Source organism: Alkalithermobacter thermoalcaliphilus JW-YL-7 = DSM 7308 (genome assembly GCA_001584565.1).
In the GTDB taxonomy this organism is placed as follows: Bacteria; Bacillota; Clostridia; order Peptostreptococcales; family Peptostreptococcaceae; genus Alkalithermobacter; species Alkalithermobacter thermoalcaliphilus.
In genome coordinates this window covers 660,285-679,577 of record LSFY01000001.1, presented here as the reverse complement: position 1 = coordinate 679,577, position 19,293 = coordinate 660,285, and the positions used below count along the sequence as shown (strand labels likewise).

The window sequence follows — 19,293 nt, the reverse complement described above, 5'->3', positions numbered from 1 at the left end:
TTTACAATTCCTCCTTAAATTTTTTTATTATTTGTTCTTTATATCTTGATACTCTATTTTTTTCAGATGTTATTATGCTCCTTAGCTCATAAACTGCCCTTTGTAAGTCTTCATTTATTATAAAATAGTCGTAGTTATCTATTTTTTCTATTTCAGATAAAGCACTGCTAAATCTTTTTATTATATCTTCTTCTGTTTCTGTTCCTCTTTTTACTATTCTCTCTTTTAATTCTTTTAAAGAAGGCGGAAGTATAAAAATAAACACCCCCTTAGGATATTTCTCCTTTACTTTCATAGCCCCTTGTATATCTATTTCAAGCAAAACATCTTTTCCCTGCGAAAGGGTATCTAAAACAGCTTTTTTAGGAGTGCCATAAAAATTTCCGTAAACATTTGCATATTCTAAGAACTCTTCTTTTTCTATCATATCTTCAAATTTTTCTTTTGATATAAAAAAGTAGTTTACACCGTCAACTTCTCCCTCTCTTGCCTTCCTTGTTGTAGCTGAAACCGAAAGTTTTATATTATGGGCATCATTTAATAATTCCTTGCAGATAGTTCCTTTGCCAGCTCCTGAAGGACCTGATACAACTATTAAAAGGCCTTCTTTTTTCATCTTTATCTCCCTTCCTAAGTTAATTATTCTATATTTTGAATTTGTTCTCTTATCTTTTCTAATTCACTTTTAATCTCTACTACTAACTCTGATATTCTAAGGCTTGAAGATTTAGAAGCTATAGTATTTGTCTCTCTGTTTATTTCCTGTATTAAAAAATCTATCTTTCTTCCTATAGCATCATTTTTGTTTATAGTCTTTGTAATCTGATCTACATGACTTTTAAACCTAACTATTTCTTCTGTTATATTGCTTTTATCAGCAAATATAGCTACTTCTTGAGAAATTCTTTCCTCATCTATGTTAATAGTATCATCTAATAGCTCTTTTATTCTATTTCTTAATTTTTCCTTATACTCAATAACTAAATTATATGAACATTTTTCTATTTCATCAATATAATTTTTTAAAAGGTTACATCTTTCTTGTATATCTTTAGATAATCTTTCTCCTTCTAAAAGCCTCATATCCTTTAATTTCTCTAGAGAGTCTTTAATTGCAATGCTTAAAGATTTCCAAATTTCATCTTCATCGTCTTCACTTTCTTGTACCTTTATAACATCTGGAAACTTAGCTATAGATAAAACAGATATATCGTCATTTACATTTAATTCATTTTTTATTGTCTGTAACAATTTATGATATTCTTTGGCCAAGTTTATATCCAAAGTTAAAGTTATATCAGATTCTTTAATGAATTCCATTTTTACAAATAAATCAACTCTACCTCTTTTTATATACTCTTTTACTAGTGATCTTATCTTTTCCTCTAGGAAAGATATTCTTCTTGGAAGTTTTATGTTTATATCTGTATATTTATGATTTATTGTTTTAGTTTCTACTATAAAATGAAATTTATCGTCTTTATAATCTCCTCTTCCAAATCCTGTCATACTTATAGCCATTTTAAATTCCCTCCAGTATACCTTCGCATATTTTAACTGCTGGACCTTGCATGTATACTCTATCTTCTGATATTTCTATTAAAAGTTTTCCACCTTCTGAAATTACATTTACTTTTTTATCTACTTTGTTCAAATAATTTGAAATAACAACAGATGCAGTAATCCCCGTTCCACAAGCAAGGGTATATCCGCATCCTCTTTCCCAAGTAGATACTTGTATATTTTCTTTATCTATTACTTTTACAAAATTTACATTTGTTTTCTCAGGAAATATTTTGTGATTTTCAATAAGTGGTCCATACTTTAATATATAGTTTTTATCTATTTCTTCTACAAATACGACTGTATGAGGTACTCCTAGTAAAATAGATGAAACGTTTAATTTTTCTTTATTTATAATTATTGTTTCATTTATAAATTTATCTTTAGTTGTATCTACAGGAATATATTTTGGATCAAAATTAGGTAGTCCCATATTTACTTTTATGCTATCTATTTTTTCATTTAACATATTAAGTGTTATTTCTTGAATAGAAGCTAAAGTTTCAACTGTAAAGTTGGACTTTTTTACTATATTGTTTTCATAAACAAATTTAGCAAAACATCTTATTCCATTTCCACACATTTTTGCTTTAGACCCATCTGAATTGTAATATAACATCTTGCAGTCACTATTATTTGATTCTTTTACAACTAAAAGACCATCTGCTCCTACTCCAAAGTGCCTATGGCATACCTTTTTTGCAACATCTGAATAATCGTCTGTTAAGTCTTTTCTGCCATCTATAGCTATAAAATCATTTCCAGCCCCATGTAATTTCCAAAACTTCATCAATACCCCTCCTTATATTCCTAGATTATATATACTATGTCCATAAAAATAAATTAAAATCATATGTTTGTTACATTTTTTTAATAATTGTATAGTTATTATATACAATGTATACTATGATTAGATACAATCAATTTACTTGAAAGGAATGAAAATTATGGCACTAGACGGATTGGTTATATATTGTTTAGTTGATGAATTATCCAAAAAATTAATAGGAGGAAAAATAGAAAAAATTTATCAACCTGAAAATGATGAGTTGATTTTAAATATACGAAAAGATAAATCTAATTTTAAATTACTTCTTAGTGCTAACAGCTCTAATCCAAGAGCTTATATATCTAATTCATATTCTAAAGAAAATCCAATTAATGCTCCTTTGTTTTGTATGATACTTAGAAAACATATTCAAAATGGAAAAATAGTTAGTATACATCAACCTGACTTTGAAAGAATAATAAAAATAACTGTAGAATCTTTAGATGATTTAAAGAATATAAAAACAAAAGATCTTATAATTGAAATAATGGGTAAGCATAGTAACATAATACTTGTTGATAAAGATGAAAATAAAATTATAGATGCTATAAAGAGGGTTCCTGTTAATGTAAATACATTTAGACAAATTCTTCCTTCAAAAACATATGTAAATCCTCCAAGTCAAAATAAGCTTAATCCTATTTCAGAAATAAATATAGAGAAATTTAAAAAAGCTTTACTCCATAATAATTCTGCTATTTTTAAAGCTATATATTCTTCTTTCACAGGAGTAAGTCCTACTATTGCAAAGGAAATTTGTTTTAGGAGCAATCTTGATCCTGATATTAGTGTTAAAGATATAGATGATAAATGTATTGAAAGTCTATTTATTTCATTTAATGAAATCTTTAGTGATATAAAAAATAAAATATTTAATCCTTGCATGGTTGTGAACGAAAAAATAAATAAGATGGTTGATTTTGGGTGTATAAAGTTTAAAATGTATAGCGAATATAAAACTATAGAAAACAGTAGTATAAGCTTTATTCTTGATGAGTACTATTCAAAAAAAGACATTAAAGAAAGACTTTTACAAAGATCTTATGATCTTAGAAAAAATATATCAATCAAACTTGATAGATTATATAACAAGCTTGAAAAGCTAAAACAAGAAATGGAAGATTCAAAAAATAGCGATATATACAAAACATATGGTCAATTAATAACTACTTACATGTACATGATAAAAAAAGGAATGGACGAGATAGAGGTTGTAAACTTTTATGATAATAGTGGAGAAACTGTAAATATAAAACTAGATAAATCTTTATCTCCTGCTGAAAATGCTCAAAAATACTTTAAAAAATATTCAAAATTAAAAAATGCTCAAAATGAAATAAAACAACAACTAGATATAACAGCTAATGAAATAGACTATCTTGAAAATATAATACTAAGTATTGAAAACTGCGAAAATATCTTAGAACTTGATGAAATAAAACAAGAGCTTATAAAACATGGATACATTAAGAAAGTAAAACAGTATAAGTCTAAGGAAGAACAATTAAAATCAACACCTCATAAATTTATATCCTGTGATAATTTTACTATGTATGTAGGAAAGAATAATAAGCAAAATGATTACTTAACTTTTAAATTGGCTTCTAGTGATGATATCTGGCTTCATACTAAAGATATACCTGGTTCTCATGTTATAATAAAAACTAATGGCAAGCAGGTTCCTCATTCTACATTAGTACAAGCAGCAATACTAGCTTCTTATTTTAGTAAGGCAAGAATGTCTTCTAATGTAGCAGTTGATTTTACTTATAGAAAAAATGTTAAAAAACCTAATGGAGCAAAACCTGGAATGGTTATATACGAAAACAACAATACACTATATGTAACACCTTCTGAAGAAGCTTTTGTAAGTATAAAAAATCATTCAGAAAAAAAAGATGAGAAAAACTAGTCTTTCTCATCTTTTGTCGTGTTATGTATATTTTTGTTTTAGATTTTTTTAATACTGTGTTATAATATGTATTTGAAAATATTTAAAAATTTGGAGGACATCATATGATAAGTACACAAAACCTATCGTTAAGATTTGGAAAAAGAGCTCTGTTTGAAGATGTTAATATAAAATTTACTCCTGGAAATTGTTACGGCCTTATCGGAGCTAATGGTGCAGGAAAATCTACATTTTTAAAGATATTATCTGGAGAAATTGAACCAAGCACTGGAGAAGTAATTATTGAACCAGGCAAACGACTTGCAGTTCTTAAGCAAAACCACTTTGAGTTTGATGAGTTTGAGGTATTAAAAACAGTTATTATGGGACATAAAAGACTTTATGAAATAATGGAAGAAAAAGATCTTTTATATTCAAAATCTGACTTTTCTGAGGAAGATGGAATAAAAGCAGCAGAATTAGAAGCAGAATTTGCTGAACTTAATGGATGGGATGCTGAATCTGATGCTGCTGCCCTTTTAATAGGACTTGGAATTCCTAAAAATCTTCATGACAAAAAAATGAAAGATATAGATGCAAATCTAAAGGTTAGAGTTTTATTAGCTCAAGCTTTATTTGGAAATCCAGATATTTTGCTACTAGATGAGCCTACTAACCACCTTGATCTTGAATCTATAAAATGGCTTGAAAACTTCCTTGCTAATTATGAAAATACAGTTATTGTTGTATCTCACGATAGACACTTTTTAAATCAGGTATGTACTCATATTGCAGACATTGATTTTGGAAAAATACAAATATACGTTGGAAACTACGATTTTTGGTATGAATCTAGCCAACTTGCATTAAAACTTACTAAAGAAGCTAATAAAAAGAAAGAAGAAAAAATTAAAGAACTTCAAAATTTCATAGCAAGATTTAGTTCTAATGCTTCTAAAGCAAAACAAGCGACTTCTCGTAAGAAAATGTTGGAAAAAATAACTCTTGATGACATTAAACCTTCAACTAGAAAATATCCTTTTGTACACTTTAAACCTGAAAGAGAAGCTGGAAATATTCTTCTTGAAGTTAACAATATAACTAAATGTATAGATGGAGAAAAAGTGTTAAATGACATAACTTTTACTGTTAATAAGGGAGATAAAATAGCATTTGTAGGACCAAATGAGCTTGCTAAAACTACTTTATTTAAAATATTAATGAATGAAATAAAACAAGATAGCGGCGAATATACATGGGGAGTTACAACTTCTCAAGCATATTTCCCTAAAGATAATAGTGAATATTTTAATACTGACTTAAATTTAGTTGATTGGCTTAGACAATTCTCTAAAGAAAAAGACGAAACGTTTATAAGAGGTTTTTTAGGTAGGATGTTATTTTCTGGAGAAGAAACACAAAAAAAAGCAAGCGTATTATCTGGTGGTGAAAAAGTTAGATGTATGCTTTCTAAGATGATGCTTAGTGGCGCTAATGTTTTAATATTAGATGAGCCTACTAACCACTTAGATCTTGAATCTATAACATCTTTAAATAATGCCCTTATAGACTTTCCTGGTACTGTTTTATTTGTATCTCACGATCATCAATTTGTTCAAACTATAGCTAATAGAATAATAGAAATTACTCCAAACGGAATCATCGATAGATATATGTCTTTTGATGAGTATTTAGAAAATGAGGAAATTAAAAAGCTTCGCGAGTCTATGTATGAATAAAGTCTTTATTTGAAAGGTTTAAAAAAGAGGAGATTTATCTCCTCTTTATCTATTTATTATCTTATTTAGTATAACTCCAATTATTGCAGCTAAGCTAAGTCCTGTTATTTTTACAGTTGATGTTATAGGTATGCCTATTGATAATCCAAAATTAGATGCTAATCCTATAAATAGTATAGTTACCATAATTATAATATTCTTTATATCTAGATTTATTTGGCTGTTTTTTATAGTTTTTACTCCTATTAATGAAATCATAGAAAATAACATCAAGCTTATTCCACCCATTACAGGAACAGGTATTGTTTGTAAGAATACTCCTATTTTATTTATACATCCAAGTATTATTGCTAAAACTGCTGTTAGTCTAAGAATTGACGGGTCATACACCTTTGTTATTGCTAAAACACCAGTATTTTCTCCATAAGTTGTATTAGCAGGACCACCTAAAAATCCAGCTATCATAGTTGCAAGCCCATCACCTAGTAAAGTTCTATTTAATCCTGGATTTTCCATAAAATCTTTTCCAACTACTGCTCCGTTAGTTGTTATATCTCCTATGTGTTCCATGAATACTGCCAAAACAACTGGTGCAATTATAGCTATTGCTCCTATATCAAACTTTGGAGTTGAAAACTTTGGAGCTGAAAACCATACTGCTTCTCTTATAACTGTATTATCTACAATTCCCATATTCATAGAAACCAAGTAACCTACTACAACAGCTATTAGTATAGAAAGTTGCTTTAAAAATCCCTTACCTAGAAAATTAATACCTAACGCTATACTTAAAGTTATAAAAGCTACTATATAGTTATTTGATGCCATATTAAATGCTACTGGCACAAGATTTAACCCTATAACTATAATCATAGGTCCTGTAACCTGTGATGGAAAATATGCTTTTATTTTTTCAACACCAAATTTTTTTACTAGTAAGGACATTATTATATATAAAATTCCAGCTACGACAATTCCTCCTTGTGCATAAGACAAATCACCATTATATAATTCTTTGACAGTTAATATTACTGGTATAAATGCAAAACTTGAGCCTAAAAATACTGGTACTACTCCTTTTGTTACTAAGTGAAATACTAATGTTCCAATTCCTGCACTTATTAGTGCAACTGATGGATCAAATCCTGTTAAAATAGGTACTAATACTGTTGCTCCAAACATTGCTACTAAGTGTTGAACTGATAAAAATATCTTTTTGATGTTTTGGAATGAATAAGATAAGTTTTCTTTCGAATTGCTTAAAGATAAGACTTTCTCAGACATAAAAATACCTCCTATATGTTTTTTATAAGGAGGGAGAAATTAAATTCTCCCTTTTTCAGCCTCTCTGGACTGAATTAAAAGGTCAAAATAAATTATTTATTTTTCATTTATTGAAACATAATTTTGACCATCAATTTCATAAACATTAACACTTACTATTTCATCTTTAGATGTTGGTACATTTTTACCTACATAATCTGCTCTTATAGGTAATTCTCTATGCCCTCTATCTATTAGTACTGCAAGTTGTATAGCTTTAGGTCTTCCTATATCTACTAAAGCATCCATAGCTGCTCTTACAGTTCTTCCTGTATATAAAACATCATCAACTAATACTACAATTTTATTATTTATATCAAACTCGACTTTTGATCCATTTATTACTGGATCTAATTCACATTTACTTAAATCATCCCTATACAAAGTAATATCTATTTCTCCTACCTGTATTTGTTTGCCCTCTATTGCATTTATTCTTCTTCCTATTTCATTAGCAATAGGAACTCCTCTTGTCTTTATTCCTATTAACACTACATTATCTATCCCTTTATTTTTTTCTATAATTTCGTGGCTTATTCTTGTAACAGCTCTTATCATAGCCTTTTCATCCATTATTCGAGCCTTTTCTTTCATTTCATACCTCCAAATTTATTTTATCTGTATATACAAAAAACTTCTTGCGACATAGCAAGAAGTTTATAATCTAAACCTGTTATATTCCCCTTGCTAGTCTCTCTGGACTATTCTTAAAGGCCTGATTTCTATTATTTATAGATTAACATACTTTGTTGTTTTAATCAAGAACTTTTAATAGTTTTTTAAAATAATCTGGCAAATCTGATGTAAACTCCATATACTCTTTTGTTGTCGGATGAATAAAGCCAAGAGTTTTAGCATGTAGAACTTGCCCTTTAAGATTAAATTTACAATTTCTAGGGCCATATACAGGATCTCCTAGTAAAGGATGTTTTATATATGAGCTATGAACTCTTATCTGATGAGTTCTACCAGTTTCTAGACTAGCTTGTACATGAGTATATTTTTCGAATCTTTTGATTACACTAAAATGAGTTACAGCATTTTTCCCATTACTTACTACTGCCATTTTTAATCTATCTACTGGATGTCTTCCTATAGGGGCATCTACAGTTATCTTATCATCTTTTAATACTCCATGACATATCATCTCATATTTTCTAGTTATTGTGTGATCTTTAAGTTGCTGTGCTAAAAAGTTATGAGATGTATTATTTTTTGCAACCATTAAAAGTCCAGATGTATCTTTATCTATCCTATGAACTATTCCTGGTCTTATTACTCCATTTATTGATGATAATTTGCCTTTACAAATATATAAAAGAGCATTTACAAGAGTTCCTGAATAATTTCCAGGAGCAGGATGAACAACCATACCCTGAGGTTTGTTAATTACAATAACATCATCATCTTCATAAACTATTTCTATAGGTATATCTTCTGGCTCTACTTTTAAAACCTTAGGCTCAGGAATTGATACCTGTATACTATCATCCTCTTTTACTAAATAACTAGGCTTTTCATATTTATCATTTACATTTACCATTTTATCTTTTATTAGCTTCTGAATATAAGACCTAGACATTTCTCCAAGTTCATTTGATAAAAATACATCAAGTCTTAGCCCTTCTTCTTCTTCTGATACTATAAACTCCCTTATATCCAATCAAACCACCTACTCTTTATTAGTTAAAATTATGTATGAAATAAGTATACTTCCTATAACAACGCATATATCAGCTACATTAAATACAGGCCATATTCTAAAATCAAAAAAATCAACTACAAATCCAAGTCTTATTCTATCTATCAAGTTTCCTAATGCTCCTGATACAATTAAAGACAGTGCTAGTTTTGTTAGATTTGTTAAATTTTTATTGCTATACATATAGTAAATTATATATCCTGTTATAATACCTGTTACAATTATTAAAAAATTTACCTTTCCATGAAATATTCCAAATGCTGCACCTTTATTTTCTACATATGTAAGATAAAAAATATTTTCTATTACAGGAATTGATCCTATATTAGACAAATAGTCTATAGCCCATTTTTTTGTCAACTGATCTAATATTACTAATAAAAATATATAAATTAGTCCCAAAACATTCACCCCCAACCTATGATGATAAATTAGATTATATCAGAACAAAGTCTTCTTTGAAAGATTAATAAAAAAGACTTTGCTCTAACACATTACAAAAATTATAACTTTCTCACAATTTATTAAAGTAAATAATTTCCTATGTATTATAAAAAATAAAACTACCCAATTGGATAGTTTTAAAAATCATCTTCTACAGCATCATTTTCCTCATTCCTGTTAATATCAGCTAAATCTTCGAGTATATCACTGTAAAATAAATCTCTTTTATCTAAAAGTTGCTCCTCTACAGGCCTATAATCATAGTTTTTGAGTTTAGCATATTCACTAGCACACTCAGAGCAAAGAGAAGTCTCTGGAATCACATCCAATCTTTCATCTTCTATATGCTTTGAGCAATTACTGCAAATTCCATAGTTTCCATTGTATATTCTTTCTATAGCTCTTTCAATCTCATATAGCCTAAATTTTTCGTTATCTCTTAGATTCATATTCATCTCAGTCATGAAAACTTCACTGCCAAAATCTGCTGGATGATTATCGTATGAAGAAAGTTCTCCACTGCATTCCCTTTCATTTGCTCTATCTTTTTGATCATCATAAACGGAATTATCATCCATCTGTTGTATTAGTTTTATTATTCTCTCTTTTTCATTCATTAAAATATCCTTATACTTATCTATATTTTTCATAATTGCCTCCTACCTATAATTTTCTACTATGTCTAAAAGTCTTGCTATAAACTCTCCTATTAAAGGAAGGTTAACCCAACTTCTTAAAATATAAAATAATATAGCTGCTAAAATCGTAAGTCCAACAGCAGTTCCTAATCCTCTTGCTAATCCTGCAATTAAATTTATTATAATTAATCTTTTAGGATTGCTAACTAAATCTGCATATTCTCTTATTCTACTTTTATCAATTATAATTGACAGCTCTTCTATCTTCTTTTCAAGTCTTTCTAATCTATCCTCTTTCAATTTAAAGTCCCCCTAATTTTTTGATATATAAAATATTATTTGTAAAATTTAATTTTAAATACAAAAATGAGCCCTATTTTATAGAGCTCATTTATATATATTTTTTTTCAACAAATCCAACTTTTCTATAAACTTTTCTTAAAGTTTTTCTTGCTGCTTTTTCCGCTTTTATAGCGCCTTGAGAATATATGGATTCTAAATAATCTTTATTTTTTAATAGCTGTTCATATTTTTCTCTAACAGGTCTTAATGATTCTACTACAACTTCTGCTAGATCACTTTTAAATTCACTATATCCTTTTCCTTCGTATAGACTTTCAATTTCTTGTATAGACTTTCCAGAAAGATTAGAATATATGCTTATTAAATTTTTTATTCCAGGTTGTTCTTCACAATACTTTACTCTGTTTAAAGAATCTGTAACAGCTCTTTTTATTTTTCTTGATATGCTATCGCTATCTTCTGTAATAGATATGTATGCATTCACATTTTCATCCGATTTAGACATTTTCTTTGTAGGATCTTGTAAACTCATTATTCTTGCTCCTACTTTGCCTATATATGCTTGTGGGACTTTAAATGTTTCGCTATATCTGTTATTAAATCTTTGTGCTAAATCCCTTGCAAGTTCTAAATGCTGCTTTTGATCTTCTCCAACAGGAACAAGATCTGTTTGGTAAAGTAATATATCTGCTGCCATAAGGATTGGATATGTAAATAATCCAGCATTTAGATTTGCTTCATTTTTTGAAGATTTTTCTTTAAATTGAGTCATTCTATTAAGCTCACCCATATAACACATACTATTTAGTATCCATGCAAGCTCAGTGTGAGCACTAACATGTGACTGTATAAATATTGTATTTTTTTCTGGATCAAGACCACTTGCTATATATTGAGCTAATAGCTCAAGAGAATTTCTTCTTAAAGCTTTTGGATCTTGTGGTACAGTTATTGCATGTAAATCTACTATACAATAATAACAATCATATTCTTCTTGTAGCTTAATCCAGTTTTTTAATGCTCCTATATAATTTCCAAGAGTAAGTTTTCCAGATGGTTGTGCTCCACTAAATATAATCTTTTTTTCGCTCATATCATTCCTCCTTAATAAATCTTATTTAATTATACATTAGCATCCAATCTTTTTCAAAATTAATTATTTTATTTTTTATAATACGTTACGTAGTTTTGTGAAAAAATATAAGTGAAAATATAAAAAAGGAGAGTGTTTTTATGGAGTGGAAAAAAGGTAGAATAGAGTTTGATGATGGAACTGTTTATCCAGCTGAATTTTTAATGAAAGGTAATGGTATAGTTTGGAATGTTAAAGTTTATAAAGATGGTAAGATAATAAAAGAGATAGATGCAGATGAATTTTCTAACAAACTAGGTAAATCTGTTGAAGATGTATACCCTTATAAATATCATATAGAATAAAATAACAAAGTCTTCCTTTATACTTTTAAAGGGAGACTTTGTTATTTACTAAATGTATCTTGACGTTATTTTAAAAATATTATAACCTTTATTATAGGGTATATATTTTTTAATAATATTATAGGAGTGTTTTTATGTCAAATAAGTTTGAAATTAATAGTGTTGTAACAGGTAAAGTTGTAGACATTAAACCTTTTGGTGCGTTTGTTGCACTTGATGAAAATACTAAAGGGCTTGTTCATATTTCGCAGGTTTCTCATGATTTTGTAAAGGATATAAATAATCATCTTACTGTTGGTCAAGAAGTTCAAGTTAAGATATTATCAATAGATGAGCAAAGTGGAAAAATATCTCTTTCTATTCGAGAAGCTACACAGCGTCCAAATCGTAAACAACAAGCTAAAAAAGAAGAACAAGTTCAAAATACAAATAATGTTTCTCTTGAAGATAAGCTTAAAGAGTGGTTAAAACAGTCTAACGAGCGTCAAGCTGACCTTAATAAAAGAAACAATAGAAGATAAGAAGCTAGTTTGATATCAAACTAGCTTTTATTTTATGTTTCTTAACATATTAAGTACTATATCTTTTGAGTTATTTGCTGCTTTATTTACAAATTCATTATAGTTTACATGTGCACTTCCATCTGCTTTATCAGACATAGCTCTTATTATAACAAAAGGAACATTATTTACATAACACGTATGACCAATAGAAGCTCCTTCCATTTCAGTTGCGTACGCATTAAGCTTTGAAACTAATTTTTCTTTTAAATCTTTACTGCTTACAAATATATCTCCTGATACTATTCTTCCTTTTAGGATTTTATGATTCTTAACACTTTCTATACTAGAATTGTATGCAATTTCAACTAAGTTTTTATCTGCTTCAAAAATTGAAGTCTCCATTCTAGGTATTTGTCCAATTTCATAATCAAATACTGTTACATCAAAATCGTGATACATAGTATCTGTAGATATTACTATATCAAGAACATCTAGCTCATCATGAAGCGCACCTGCAACGCCTGTATTTATGACTTTACTTACTGAAAATTCACTTATTAATATCTGAGTACACAAAGATGCATTTACTTTTCCTATACCACATCTTACAAGTACAACTTTTTTACCCTCTATTGTTCCCACATTAAATTCAAGACATGCTTTTTTTATTACTTGTTCAATATCCATATGCTCTTTTAAAATATCTACTTCTTCGTCCATAGCTCCTATTATTCCTATAATATCCATTTTTCTGCCTCCTTTATTTAAAATGCTCCATAAAATGGAGCATTTTTTAGCTTATTTTTTCTATTTTTATTCCTGTTTGATGGTCATTTAAATTATGTTTTTCTAAAGACTCATCTAAAACTTTTTCTATGCTTACTGCTAGTGTTTCTTGCATAATATATTCTTTATGAATATCAACAGCTTCAGATACGCTATCGTCAGCACTGAAGAATATTTTTATTTTATCTAGCATTTCATAATCATTATTTTTTCTCATTTGTTGTACCTTTGAAATAAATTCTCTTGCAAATCCTTCGTTTATAAGTTCTTTCGTTAATGTAGTATCTAGTATTACAAATAGATTATTTTCCATAGCTACATTAAATCCTTCTTTAGAAGAAATAGTTATCATAACAAGGTCTTTGTTTATAGTAAACTCCTCATTATCAAGATTTAATGTTATACTTTCTCCTTTTTCAAGTTTAGGTGCTATTTGTGATGCATCTAAAGAAGATAATGCATTTGCAAATAATTTAATCTTAGGTCCTAAAATAGGTCCTGCAACTTTAAAGTTAGGTTTTAAACTAAAGTTCATAAATACCCCTAAATCTTTAGCAAATACAACTTCTTTTACATTTAACTCTTCTTTTATCAGATCTACAAGATCGCTTATTAATTGTTCATATTTTCCATCTACTATAACCTTTTGAAGTGGCTGACGAACTTTTATTTTTACTGATTCTCTTGACGCTCTTCCAAGTCCTACTAAGTCTCTTACTAAATCCATTTTTTCTTCAACTTCATTGTCTATTAAACTTTCATTAACAGTTGGATAGTCACTTAAATGAACTGATAATTCTCCTGTTAAGTTTTTATACATTTCTTCTGATATATAAGGTGCAAAAGGTGCTACCATTTGACATATTCCAACTAATATCTCGTAAGTAGTATTATAAACAGATTTTTTGTCTTGTGTTAAACTTGTTTCCCAGAAACGTCTACGAGAACGTCTTATATACCAGTTAGAAAGATCTTCATTTACAAATTCTTGTATAGCTCTAACAGCTTTAGTTAAATCGTATACTTGCATATGTTCTCTAACTGATTTAATCAAGTTGTTATATTTAGACAGTACCCATCTATCTATTTCAGGTCTTTCATTGTAATCTATGAAAAAGTCTCTTGGATTTATATTGTCTGTATTTGCATATAAAGTAAAGAAATTATATACATTTCTGATCGTAACAAAGAATTTGCTTTGAACTTCTTTTAGCCCTTCTATATCAAATTTTGTTGGAGTCCATGCAGGTGATACATAAAGTAGATACCATCTTAGTACATCTGCTCCGTATTTATCAAATAGTTCAAATGGATCTACTGTATTACCTCTAGACTTTGACATTTTTCTTCCTTCTTTGTCTAGTATAAGATCATTTACTAAAACTCTCTTATAAGGAGATACCCCTTTTACAAATGTAGAGATTGCAAGTAATGAATAGAACCATCCTCTTGTCTGATCTATTCCTTCGCATATAAAGTCTGCTGGGAATAGTTCATCAAAGTTTTCTTTGTTTTCAAATGGGTAATGATGTTGAGCATAAGGCATTGCACCACTATCAAACCAACAATCTATTACATCTTTAACTCTTGTCATATTATTTTCACATTTTGGACATTTTATGTGAACGTCATCTACATAAGGTCTGTGCAGTTCTATACTTTCATCAATATCTTCTATTGCCTTTTCTACAAGCTCTTTTCTTGATCCTATAGACTCTTTATGTCCACATTCACATGTCCATATATTTAAAGGTGTTCCCCAATATCTACTTCTAGATATTGCCCAGTCATTTAGATTTTCAAGCCAGTTTCCAAAACGCTTTTCTCCTACATACGGTGGATACCACTCAACAGTTTTGTTGTTTTCTATTAGTTTGTCTTTAAGTTTTGTCATTTCTATATACCAGCTAGGTTTTGCATAGTAAAGAAGTGGTGTGTTACATCTCCAGCAGTGTGGGTAGTTGTGAGCTATTTTTTCTTTCTTGAACAATTTTCCTTCTGCATGCAGCCACTTTATTATGTCTATATCTGCATCCATTACAAACATGCCTTTCCAAGGCGTTGCAGTATATTTTCCTGTTTCGTCAACTGGTTGTAGCACTGGAAGATCATATCTTTTTCCTGTGTTATAGTCATCTTCTCCAAATGCTGGTGCTGTATGAACAATACCTGTACCATCTTCTGTTGTAACATAATCAGCTACTGTAACATAAAATGCCTTTTTATCTGCTTCTAAAAATGGCATTAGTTGCTCATACTCTACATACTCTAACTCTTTTCCTTTCATTTCTTGTAAAACTTCATATTCTGAACCTATAACTTTTGGAGCTAAATTTTTCTCTACATAATATACTTGACCTTCGTATTTAACTTTTAGATATGTTTCATTTGGATTTACTGTTAAAGCAACGTTTGATGCTAATGTCCAAGGTGTTGTCGTCCAAACTAAGAAATATTCATCTTTATCTTTTAGTTTAAATTTTACTATAACAGTATTAGTCTTTACTTCCTTATATCCTTGAGCTACTTCATGTGATGCAAGTCCTGTTCCACATCTTGAACAATATGGAAGTATTTTATGTCCCTCATATATATATCCTTCTTTGAAAAATTTATCTAATATCCACCATACACTTTCTATATAATTATTATCAAGCGTTATGTATGGGTTGTCTAAGTCTATTTCATAAGCCATTCTTTTTGTCATTTCTCTCCATTTGTTCTCGTATTTAAAAACAGACTCTCTACACTTTTCATTAAATTTATCTATTCCGTAGTTTTCAATATCCTGTTTATCTTTTAGATTTAATTCTTTCTCAACTTCTATTTCAACAGGAAGTCCATGAGTATCCCATCCTGCTTTTCTTTTCACAAGATATCCATCCATAGTTTTGTATCTGCACACAGAATCTTTTAATGTTCTAGCTATAACGTGGTGGATACCAGGAGATCCATTTGCTGTTGGAGGACCTTCAAAGAATATAAATGGCTTTTTATCTTTCCCTTTTTCTAATGTCTTTTCTAGTATATTTATTTCACTCCAAAAATCTGAAATATGTTTTTCACTATCTTTTACTGATGAGTCTATAAGTGGTTTAAATTTTTCCACACACTTCACCCTTTCCTTATTAGTTTGCTTAATATTATAAAAACCCCGTCCCTGTAAGGGACGAGGTTTAACCCGCGTTACCACCCTAATGCCAAAATTTTTAGCACTCATTTTTTTTAACGCATTATATGCGGCACAGCCTAATTGTAAATTTCAGCCTGCAGCTCCAGAGTGATCTTCAATAGCATAGATTTACTGGTTTGCACCACCCACCAGCTCTCTGTAAAATCTGATGCAATCTACTCTCTCCTTCATAGCTTTTTTTTATTAAATTTTTATTTTACATACTATTTTAAAACAATGTATTACATTAAGTCAATAATTTTATTCTATATCTTCAAATGTTTCTTCCACTGTTTTAATCTGATTTTCTAAAAGAGATTTGAATTTGTTTTTAAATATCTTAAACTCTTTTCTTATCTCTTCATACTCTTTCTTTATATCTATAACCTCATTATTTGCATTTTCTATTATTTTTCTAGCTTTAAGTTCTGCTTCTTCTATTATAACTTGAGCTTTCTTAAGAGCTGTTGCATTAACATCTTCTGCTGTATTTTGAGCAACTATCAGTGTATTTTTTAAAGTTTCTTCTATATTTTTATATCTTGTAACTTGCTCTGTCATCATATTCAATTTATCTTTTAATTCTATATTTTCCTTATATAGTTTCTCAAAATCTTCTTTTACTTGATCTAAAAATTCATCTACTTCTTCTTCTTTATATCCTCTTAGTGATTTTTTGAATTCCTTGTTTTCTATATCTAATGGAGTTATCATTTTTAAAACCTCCTATACAATTATTTTTGCTAATATTTTGATTCTTCCTTTTTTAGTCAAACTTCCTACTTCATGTAATATAGCTCTACCTTTTCCTTTTACTGATAATAAAATCCCTTCTTTTACACTCTTTGAAGGTATACTTACTAGCTCAAAATCTACCTTTACTCTATCCCCTAATATGTACTTATTGGCTTCTTGTCTTGAAAGATTGAATACTGCTGATATTACGCAATCTAATCTTAAGGATGATACACTTGTACAAATCTCTTTATACTCTATTTTAGGAACTTTTATATTATTTTCACTTATTCTTCTTATATTTATATTACTGCTAGCTACTTTTTTTAGATTTAGTAATACAAAATCGCTTAAATCACTTTGCAATATTATTTGACAACAATTTTCGCATATAAATATATCACCTATCTTCTCTCTTTTTATTCCTAATCCTAAAATAGCTCCTAGACAATCTCTATGAGAAATATCTGCATACTTAGAATTTAAAGTTATTTCTAGCACAGTTATAGGTGATTCAAACATTTCACTATCCATATAATCTGGATATATAAATATAAGATTTCTCTCAGCTTGTTTGTAGCCACCATATATTTCATATTTTATATCATAGATAGAATTTAATATGGATATTGCATTTCTTAATTCATACGGATCTAAAAAGTCTGTATATTTAGGTATATGATTTTTTAAAACCATTTGAGCTTTATCAATAACTTTATACATAGTGGCTTTAAGGTTTATATCTTTTATGTGACTTGTCAGTTTTTCCTTATCTATCATCTAAAATCCTACCCTAAGCAGTATAGAAATTACAACTCTATATAATAATCTTATTAGAAAAAGTGCTATTATTGGTGATAAATCTATAGGGCCTGTCCTAAGAAATCTATATGTCAATTCTCTTACAGGAGCCATTATAGGTTCTGTTACATTATAAACAAAATTGTAAAATGCAGAATACCTATTAGTAGGAATCCACGACATTATAACTCTAATAAAAATCATCCACTCTATAAACTGAACAAAATACCCTAAAGACCTAATTATTACCCACATAATATAATCTCCTTTTATATTTATTTGTTCCAAGGGAACAATACCTTACCTTCTATTTCTTTTCTTATGTTCCCATCAATATCTATATTACTTGGAGCTAATATAAAGATTCCTTTTGAAACCTTTTGTATACTTCCTTCAAGAGCATACACTGCACCATTTATAAAATCGAATATAGTTTTAGCAAGCTCACTATCTTCTATATTTTCTAGATTTACAATTACAGCTTTTCTATTTTTCAAATTATCTACTATACCAGTTGCCTCATCATATGTTTTAGGTTCATATATCATAACTTTCATTTGAGTAGTTGCGTGTATATTAACTATTTTGTTAGCTATAGTAGTAGTTTTTGTATTAGATATATTTGTTTCTTCTTCTATTTCTTCTTCAAATTCTTCTTCCTCATCAGCAAAACCCATGAATTTTTTTACTTTATCTACTAACTTATCAGACATTATTATACCTCCTCATAATTTCTTTCTCCAAACAAAACTGTTCCTAATCTTATCATATTAGATCCTTCTTGTATAGCTACAGTATAATCATTACTCATACCCATAGATAAATAGTCCATATACATATTCTCAAGCTTCATATCGCTTATTTTTAGTGACAACTCCTTTAATTTTCTAAAATATATTCTTGTATCTTCTTTATCTTGTGTGTACGGAGCCATTGTCATAAGTCCTTTTATTCTTATATTAGAGAAATTTTCAGAAACACTTTTTATGAAATCTAAAGCTTCTTCTTCTTTTATACCATGTTTTGTTTCTTCTTTTGATATATTAACTTGTACTAAACAATCAACTACTTTATTTATAGACTTAGCTCTTTTATTAATCTCCTCACACAAAGAAATTCTATCTAACGAATGAATCAGATCTACCTTATCTATTATATATTTTACCTTATTTGTCTGTAAAGTTCCAATCATATGCCATTTAACTTTTTTTCCTATGACATCATATTTTCTTACAAGCTCTTGAGGTTTATTTTCCCCTACATCTGTTATTCCATATTTTATTGCTTCTTGTATTACTGGTATATCTACTGTTTTTGTAACAGCTATTAAAGTTATATCTTCTTTTTTTCTATTAGATTCTTTAGCATATTTCTCTATATTATCTAAAACAATATCTAGATTCTTTTTTAAATCTAACATAAAATCA

General features: G+C 28.7%; 21 protein-coding genes and 1 other annotated feature. Of the genes, 4 read left to right on the top strand and 17 right to left on the bottom strand.

Annotated elements, in window-relative coordinates; all coding sequences use genetic code 11:
- Position 1: 1 nt before the first annotated feature.
- The 3 genes from gmk to dapF are packed head-to-tail and all read right to left on the bottom strand — an operon-like array spanning position 2 to position 2,353.
- Positions 2–616 (bottom strand): guanylate kinase, encoded by a 615-nt coding sequence (gene gmk / locus JWYL7_RS03560; RefSeq protein ID WP_066069051.1) that lies wholly within the window; start codon positions 614–616, stop codon positions 2–4.
- A 23-nt stretch (positions 617–639) separates the two neighbouring features.
- Positions 640–1,521, bottom strand: a complete 882-nt coding sequence (locus JWYL7_RS03555; RefSeq protein WP_066069048.1) for a YicC/YloC family endoribonuclease — start codon at positions 1,519–1,521, stop codon at positions 640–642.
- A gap of 1 nt (position 1,522) precedes the next feature.
- Entirely contained in the window at positions 1,523–2,353 is an 831-nt protein-coding gene (dapF, locus tag JWYL7_RS03550; RefSeq protein ID WP_066069045.1) for a diaminopimelate epimerase, read from the bottom strand.
- A gap of 157 nt (positions 2,354–2,510) precedes the next feature.
- Here dapF and JWYL7_RS03545 point away from each other — a divergent pair, with 157 nt between their 5' ends.
- Both JWYL7_RS03545 and JWYL7_RS03540 read left to right on the top strand, forming a co-directional pair.
- A complete protein-coding gene (locus JWYL7_RS03545) occupies positions 2,511–4,304 on the top strand; it encodes an Rqc2 family fibronectin-binding protein (RefSeq protein ID WP_066069042.1) in 1,794 nt (597 codons plus the stop codon).
- A gap of 104 nt (positions 4,305–4,408) precedes the next feature.
- Positions 4,409–6,022: an ABC-F family ATP-binding cassette domain-containing protein gene (locus JWYL7_RS03540; RefSeq protein WP_066069039.1), complete on the top strand. Its 1,614-nt coding sequence runs from the start codon at positions 4,409–4,411 to the stop codon at positions 6,020–6,022.
- A gap of 45 nt (positions 6,023–6,067) precedes the next feature.
- On the opposite strand, the gene JWYL7_RS03535 is transcribed toward JWYL7_RS03540, so the two are convergent.
- From JWYL7_RS03535 to trpS, 7 genes are all read right to left on the bottom strand, one after another.
- Entirely contained in the window at positions 6,068–7,306 is a 1,239-nt protein-coding gene (locus JWYL7_RS03535) for a uracil-xanthine permease family protein (protein WP_066069036.1), read from the bottom strand.
- A 96-nt stretch (positions 7,307–7,402) separates the two neighbouring features.
- Positions 7,403–7,939, bottom strand: a complete 537-nt coding sequence (gene pyrR / locus JWYL7_RS03530; protein ID WP_066069033.1) for a bifunctional pyr operon transcriptional regulator/uracil phosphoribosyltransferase PyrR — start codon at positions 7,937–7,939, stop codon at positions 7,403–7,405.
- 160 nt (positions 7,940–8,099) lie between these two features.
- Positions 8,100–9,008 (bottom strand): RluA family pseudouridine synthase, encoded by a 909-nt coding sequence (locus JWYL7_RS03525; RefSeq protein WP_066069030.1) that lies wholly within the window; start codon positions 9,006–9,008, stop codon positions 8,100–8,102.
- Between the two features lie 9 nt (positions 9,009–9,017).
- Positions 9,018–9,458, bottom strand: a complete 441-nt coding sequence (gene lspA, locus JWYL7_RS03520; protein WP_066069026.1) for a signal peptidase II — start codon at positions 9,456–9,458, stop codon at positions 9,018–9,020.
- Positions 9,459–9,628: 170 nt separating this feature from the next.
- A complete protein-coding gene (locus JWYL7_RS03515) occupies positions 9,629–10,141 on the bottom strand; it encodes a TraR/DksA C4-type zinc finger protein (RefSeq protein WP_066069022.1) in 513 nt (170 codons plus the stop codon).
- Between the two features lie 9 nt (positions 10,142–10,150).
- Positions 10,151–10,429: a DUF5665 domain-containing protein gene (locus tag JWYL7_RS03510; protein WP_066069018.1), complete on the bottom strand. Its 279-nt coding sequence runs from the start codon at positions 10,427–10,429 to the stop codon at positions 10,151–10,153.
- Between the two features lie 91 nt (positions 10,430–10,520).
- Complete coding sequence (gene trpS, locus JWYL7_RS03505) at positions 10,521–11,525, bottom strand: tryptophan--tRNA ligase (protein ID WP_066069015.1); 1,005 nt, start codon at positions 11,523–11,525, stop codon at positions 10,521–10,523.
- Between the two features lie 140 nt (positions 11,526–11,665).
- Between trpS and JWYL7_RS03500 the strand changes: the two genes are divergently transcribed.
- Together JWYL7_RS03500 and yugI are read left to right on the top strand one after the other, a co-directional pair.
- Complete coding sequence (locus JWYL7_RS03500; protein WP_066069013.1) at positions 11,666–11,869, top strand: hypothetical protein; 204 nt, start codon at positions 11,666–11,668, stop codon at positions 11,867–11,869.
- Positions 11,870–12,003: 134 nt separating this feature from the next.
- Entirely contained in the window at positions 12,004–12,390 is a 387-nt protein-coding gene (yugI, locus tag JWYL7_RS03495; RefSeq protein ID WP_066069010.1) for a S1 domain-containing post-transcriptional regulator GSP13, read from the top strand.
- Between the two features lie 27 nt (positions 12,391–12,417).
- Here yugI and JWYL7_RS03490 read toward each other — a convergent pair whose 3' ends face one another.
- The 7 genes from JWYL7_RS03490 to JWYL7_RS03460 form a co-directional block, all read right to left on the bottom strand.
- Complete coding sequence (locus JWYL7_RS03490; RefSeq protein ID WP_066069008.1) at positions 12,418–13,119, bottom strand: 5'-methylthioadenosine/adenosylhomocysteine nucleosidase; 702 nt, start codon at positions 13,117–13,119, stop codon at positions 12,418–12,420.
- Positions 13,120–13,165: 46 nt separating this feature from the next.
- Entirely contained in the window at positions 13,166–16,267 is a 3,102-nt protein-coding gene (gene ileS, locus JWYL7_RS03485; RefSeq protein WP_066069005.1) for an isoleucine--tRNA ligase, read from the bottom strand.
- A 53-nt stretch (positions 16,268–16,320) separates the two neighbouring features.
- Positions 16,321–16,531, bottom strand: a binding site (T-box leader).
- Between the two features lie 60 nt (positions 16,532–16,591).
- Positions 16,592–17,044: a DivIVA domain-containing protein gene (locus JWYL7_RS03480; protein ID WP_066069003.1), complete on the bottom strand. Its 453-nt coding sequence runs from the start codon at positions 17,042–17,044 to the stop codon at positions 16,592–16,594.
- 12 nt (positions 17,045–17,056) lie between these two features.
- Complete coding sequence (locus JWYL7_RS03475; protein WP_331721889.1) at positions 17,057–17,845, bottom strand: YlmH family RNA-binding protein; 789 nt, start codon at positions 17,843–17,845, stop codon at positions 17,057–17,059.
- Positions 17,846–18,121, bottom strand: coding sequence for a YggT family protein (locus JWYL7_RS03470; protein WP_066069000.1), 276 nt, complete (start codon positions 18,119–18,121; stop codon positions 17,846–17,848). It abuts the gene before it with no gap.
- A 20-nt stretch (positions 18,122–18,141) separates the two neighbouring features.
- Positions 18,142–18,579 carry a cell division protein SepF gene (locus JWYL7_RS03465; protein ID WP_066068997.1) on the bottom strand — a complete coding sequence of 146 codons (438 nt, stop codon included), beginning with the start codon at positions 18,577–18,579 and terminating at the stop codon, positions 18,142–18,144.
- Positions 18,580–18,581: 2 nt separating this feature from the next.
- Complete coding sequence (locus JWYL7_RS03460; protein WP_066068994.1) at positions 18,582–19,286, bottom strand: YggS family pyridoxal phosphate-dependent enzyme; 705 nt, start codon at positions 19,284–19,286, stop codon at positions 18,582–18,584.
- Positions 19,287–19,293 lie beyond the last annotated feature (7 nt).

Bases quoted from the DNA above. Each gene is read 5' to 3' on its own strand.
- JWYL7_RS03470 (WP_066069000.1), bottom strand. From the start codon at position 18,121: ATGTGGGTAATAATTAGGTCTTTAGGGTATTTTGTTCAGTTTATAGAG.
- JWYL7_RS03460 (WP_066068994.1), bottom strand. From the start codon at position 19,286: ATGTTAGATTTAAAAAAGAATCTAGATATTGTTTTAGATAATATAGAG.
- JWYL7_RS03555 (WP_066069048.1), bottom strand. From the start codon at position 1,521: ATGGCTATAAGTATGACAGGATTTGGAAGAGGAGATTATAAAGACGAT.
- gmk (WP_066069051.1), bottom strand. From the start codon at position 616: ATGAAAAAAGAAGGCCTTTTAATAGTTGTATCAGGTCCTTCAGGAGCT.
- JWYL7_RS03540 (WP_066069039.1), top strand. From the start codon at position 4,409: ATGATAAGTACACAAAACCTATCGTTAAGATTTGGAAAAAGAGCTCTG.
- JWYL7_RS03465 (WP_066068997.1), bottom strand. From the start codon at position 18,579: ATGTCTGATAAGTTAGTAGATAAAGTAAAAAAATTCATGGGTTTTGCT.
- JWYL7_RS03535 (WP_066069036.1), bottom strand. From the start codon at position 7,306: ATGTCTGAGAAAGTCTTATCTTTAAGCAATTCGAAAGAAAACTTATCT.
- JWYL7_RS03545 (WP_066069042.1), top strand. From the start codon at position 2,511: ATGGCACTAGACGGATTGGTTATATATTGTTTAGTTGATGAATTATCC.
- JWYL7_RS03500 (WP_066069013.1), top strand. From the start codon at position 11,666: ATGGAGTGGAAAAAAGGTAGAATAGAGTTTGATGATGGAACTGTTTAT.
- JWYL7_RS03475 (WP_331721889.1), bottom strand. From the start codon at position 17,845: ATGATAGATAAGGAAAAACTGACAAGTCACATAAAAGATATAAACCTT.
- yugI (WP_066069010.1), top strand. From the start codon at position 12,004: ATGTCAAATAAGTTTGAAATTAATAGTGTTGTAACAGGTAAAGTTGTA.
- JWYL7_RS03490 (WP_066069008.1), bottom strand. From the start codon at position 13,119: ATGGATATTATAGGAATAATAGGAGCTATGGACGAAGAAGTAGATATT.
- JWYL7_RS03515 (WP_066069022.1), bottom strand. From the start codon at position 10,141: ATGAAAAATATAGATAAGTATAAGGATATTTTAATGAATGAAAAAGAG.
- pyrR (WP_066069033.1), bottom strand. From the start codon at position 7,939: ATGAAAGAAAAGGCTCGAATAATGGATGAAAAGGCTATGATAAGAGCT.
- JWYL7_RS03480 (WP_066069003.1), bottom strand. From the start codon at position 17,044: ATGATAACTCCATTAGATATAGAAAACAAGGAATTCAAAAAATCACTA.
- dapF (WP_066069045.1), bottom strand. From the start codon at position 2,353: ATGAAGTTTTGGAAATTACATGGGGCTGGAAATGATTTTATAGCTATA.
- trpS (WP_066069015.1), bottom strand. From the start codon at position 11,525: ATGAGCGAAAAAAAGATTATATTTAGTGGAGCACAACCATCTGGAAAA.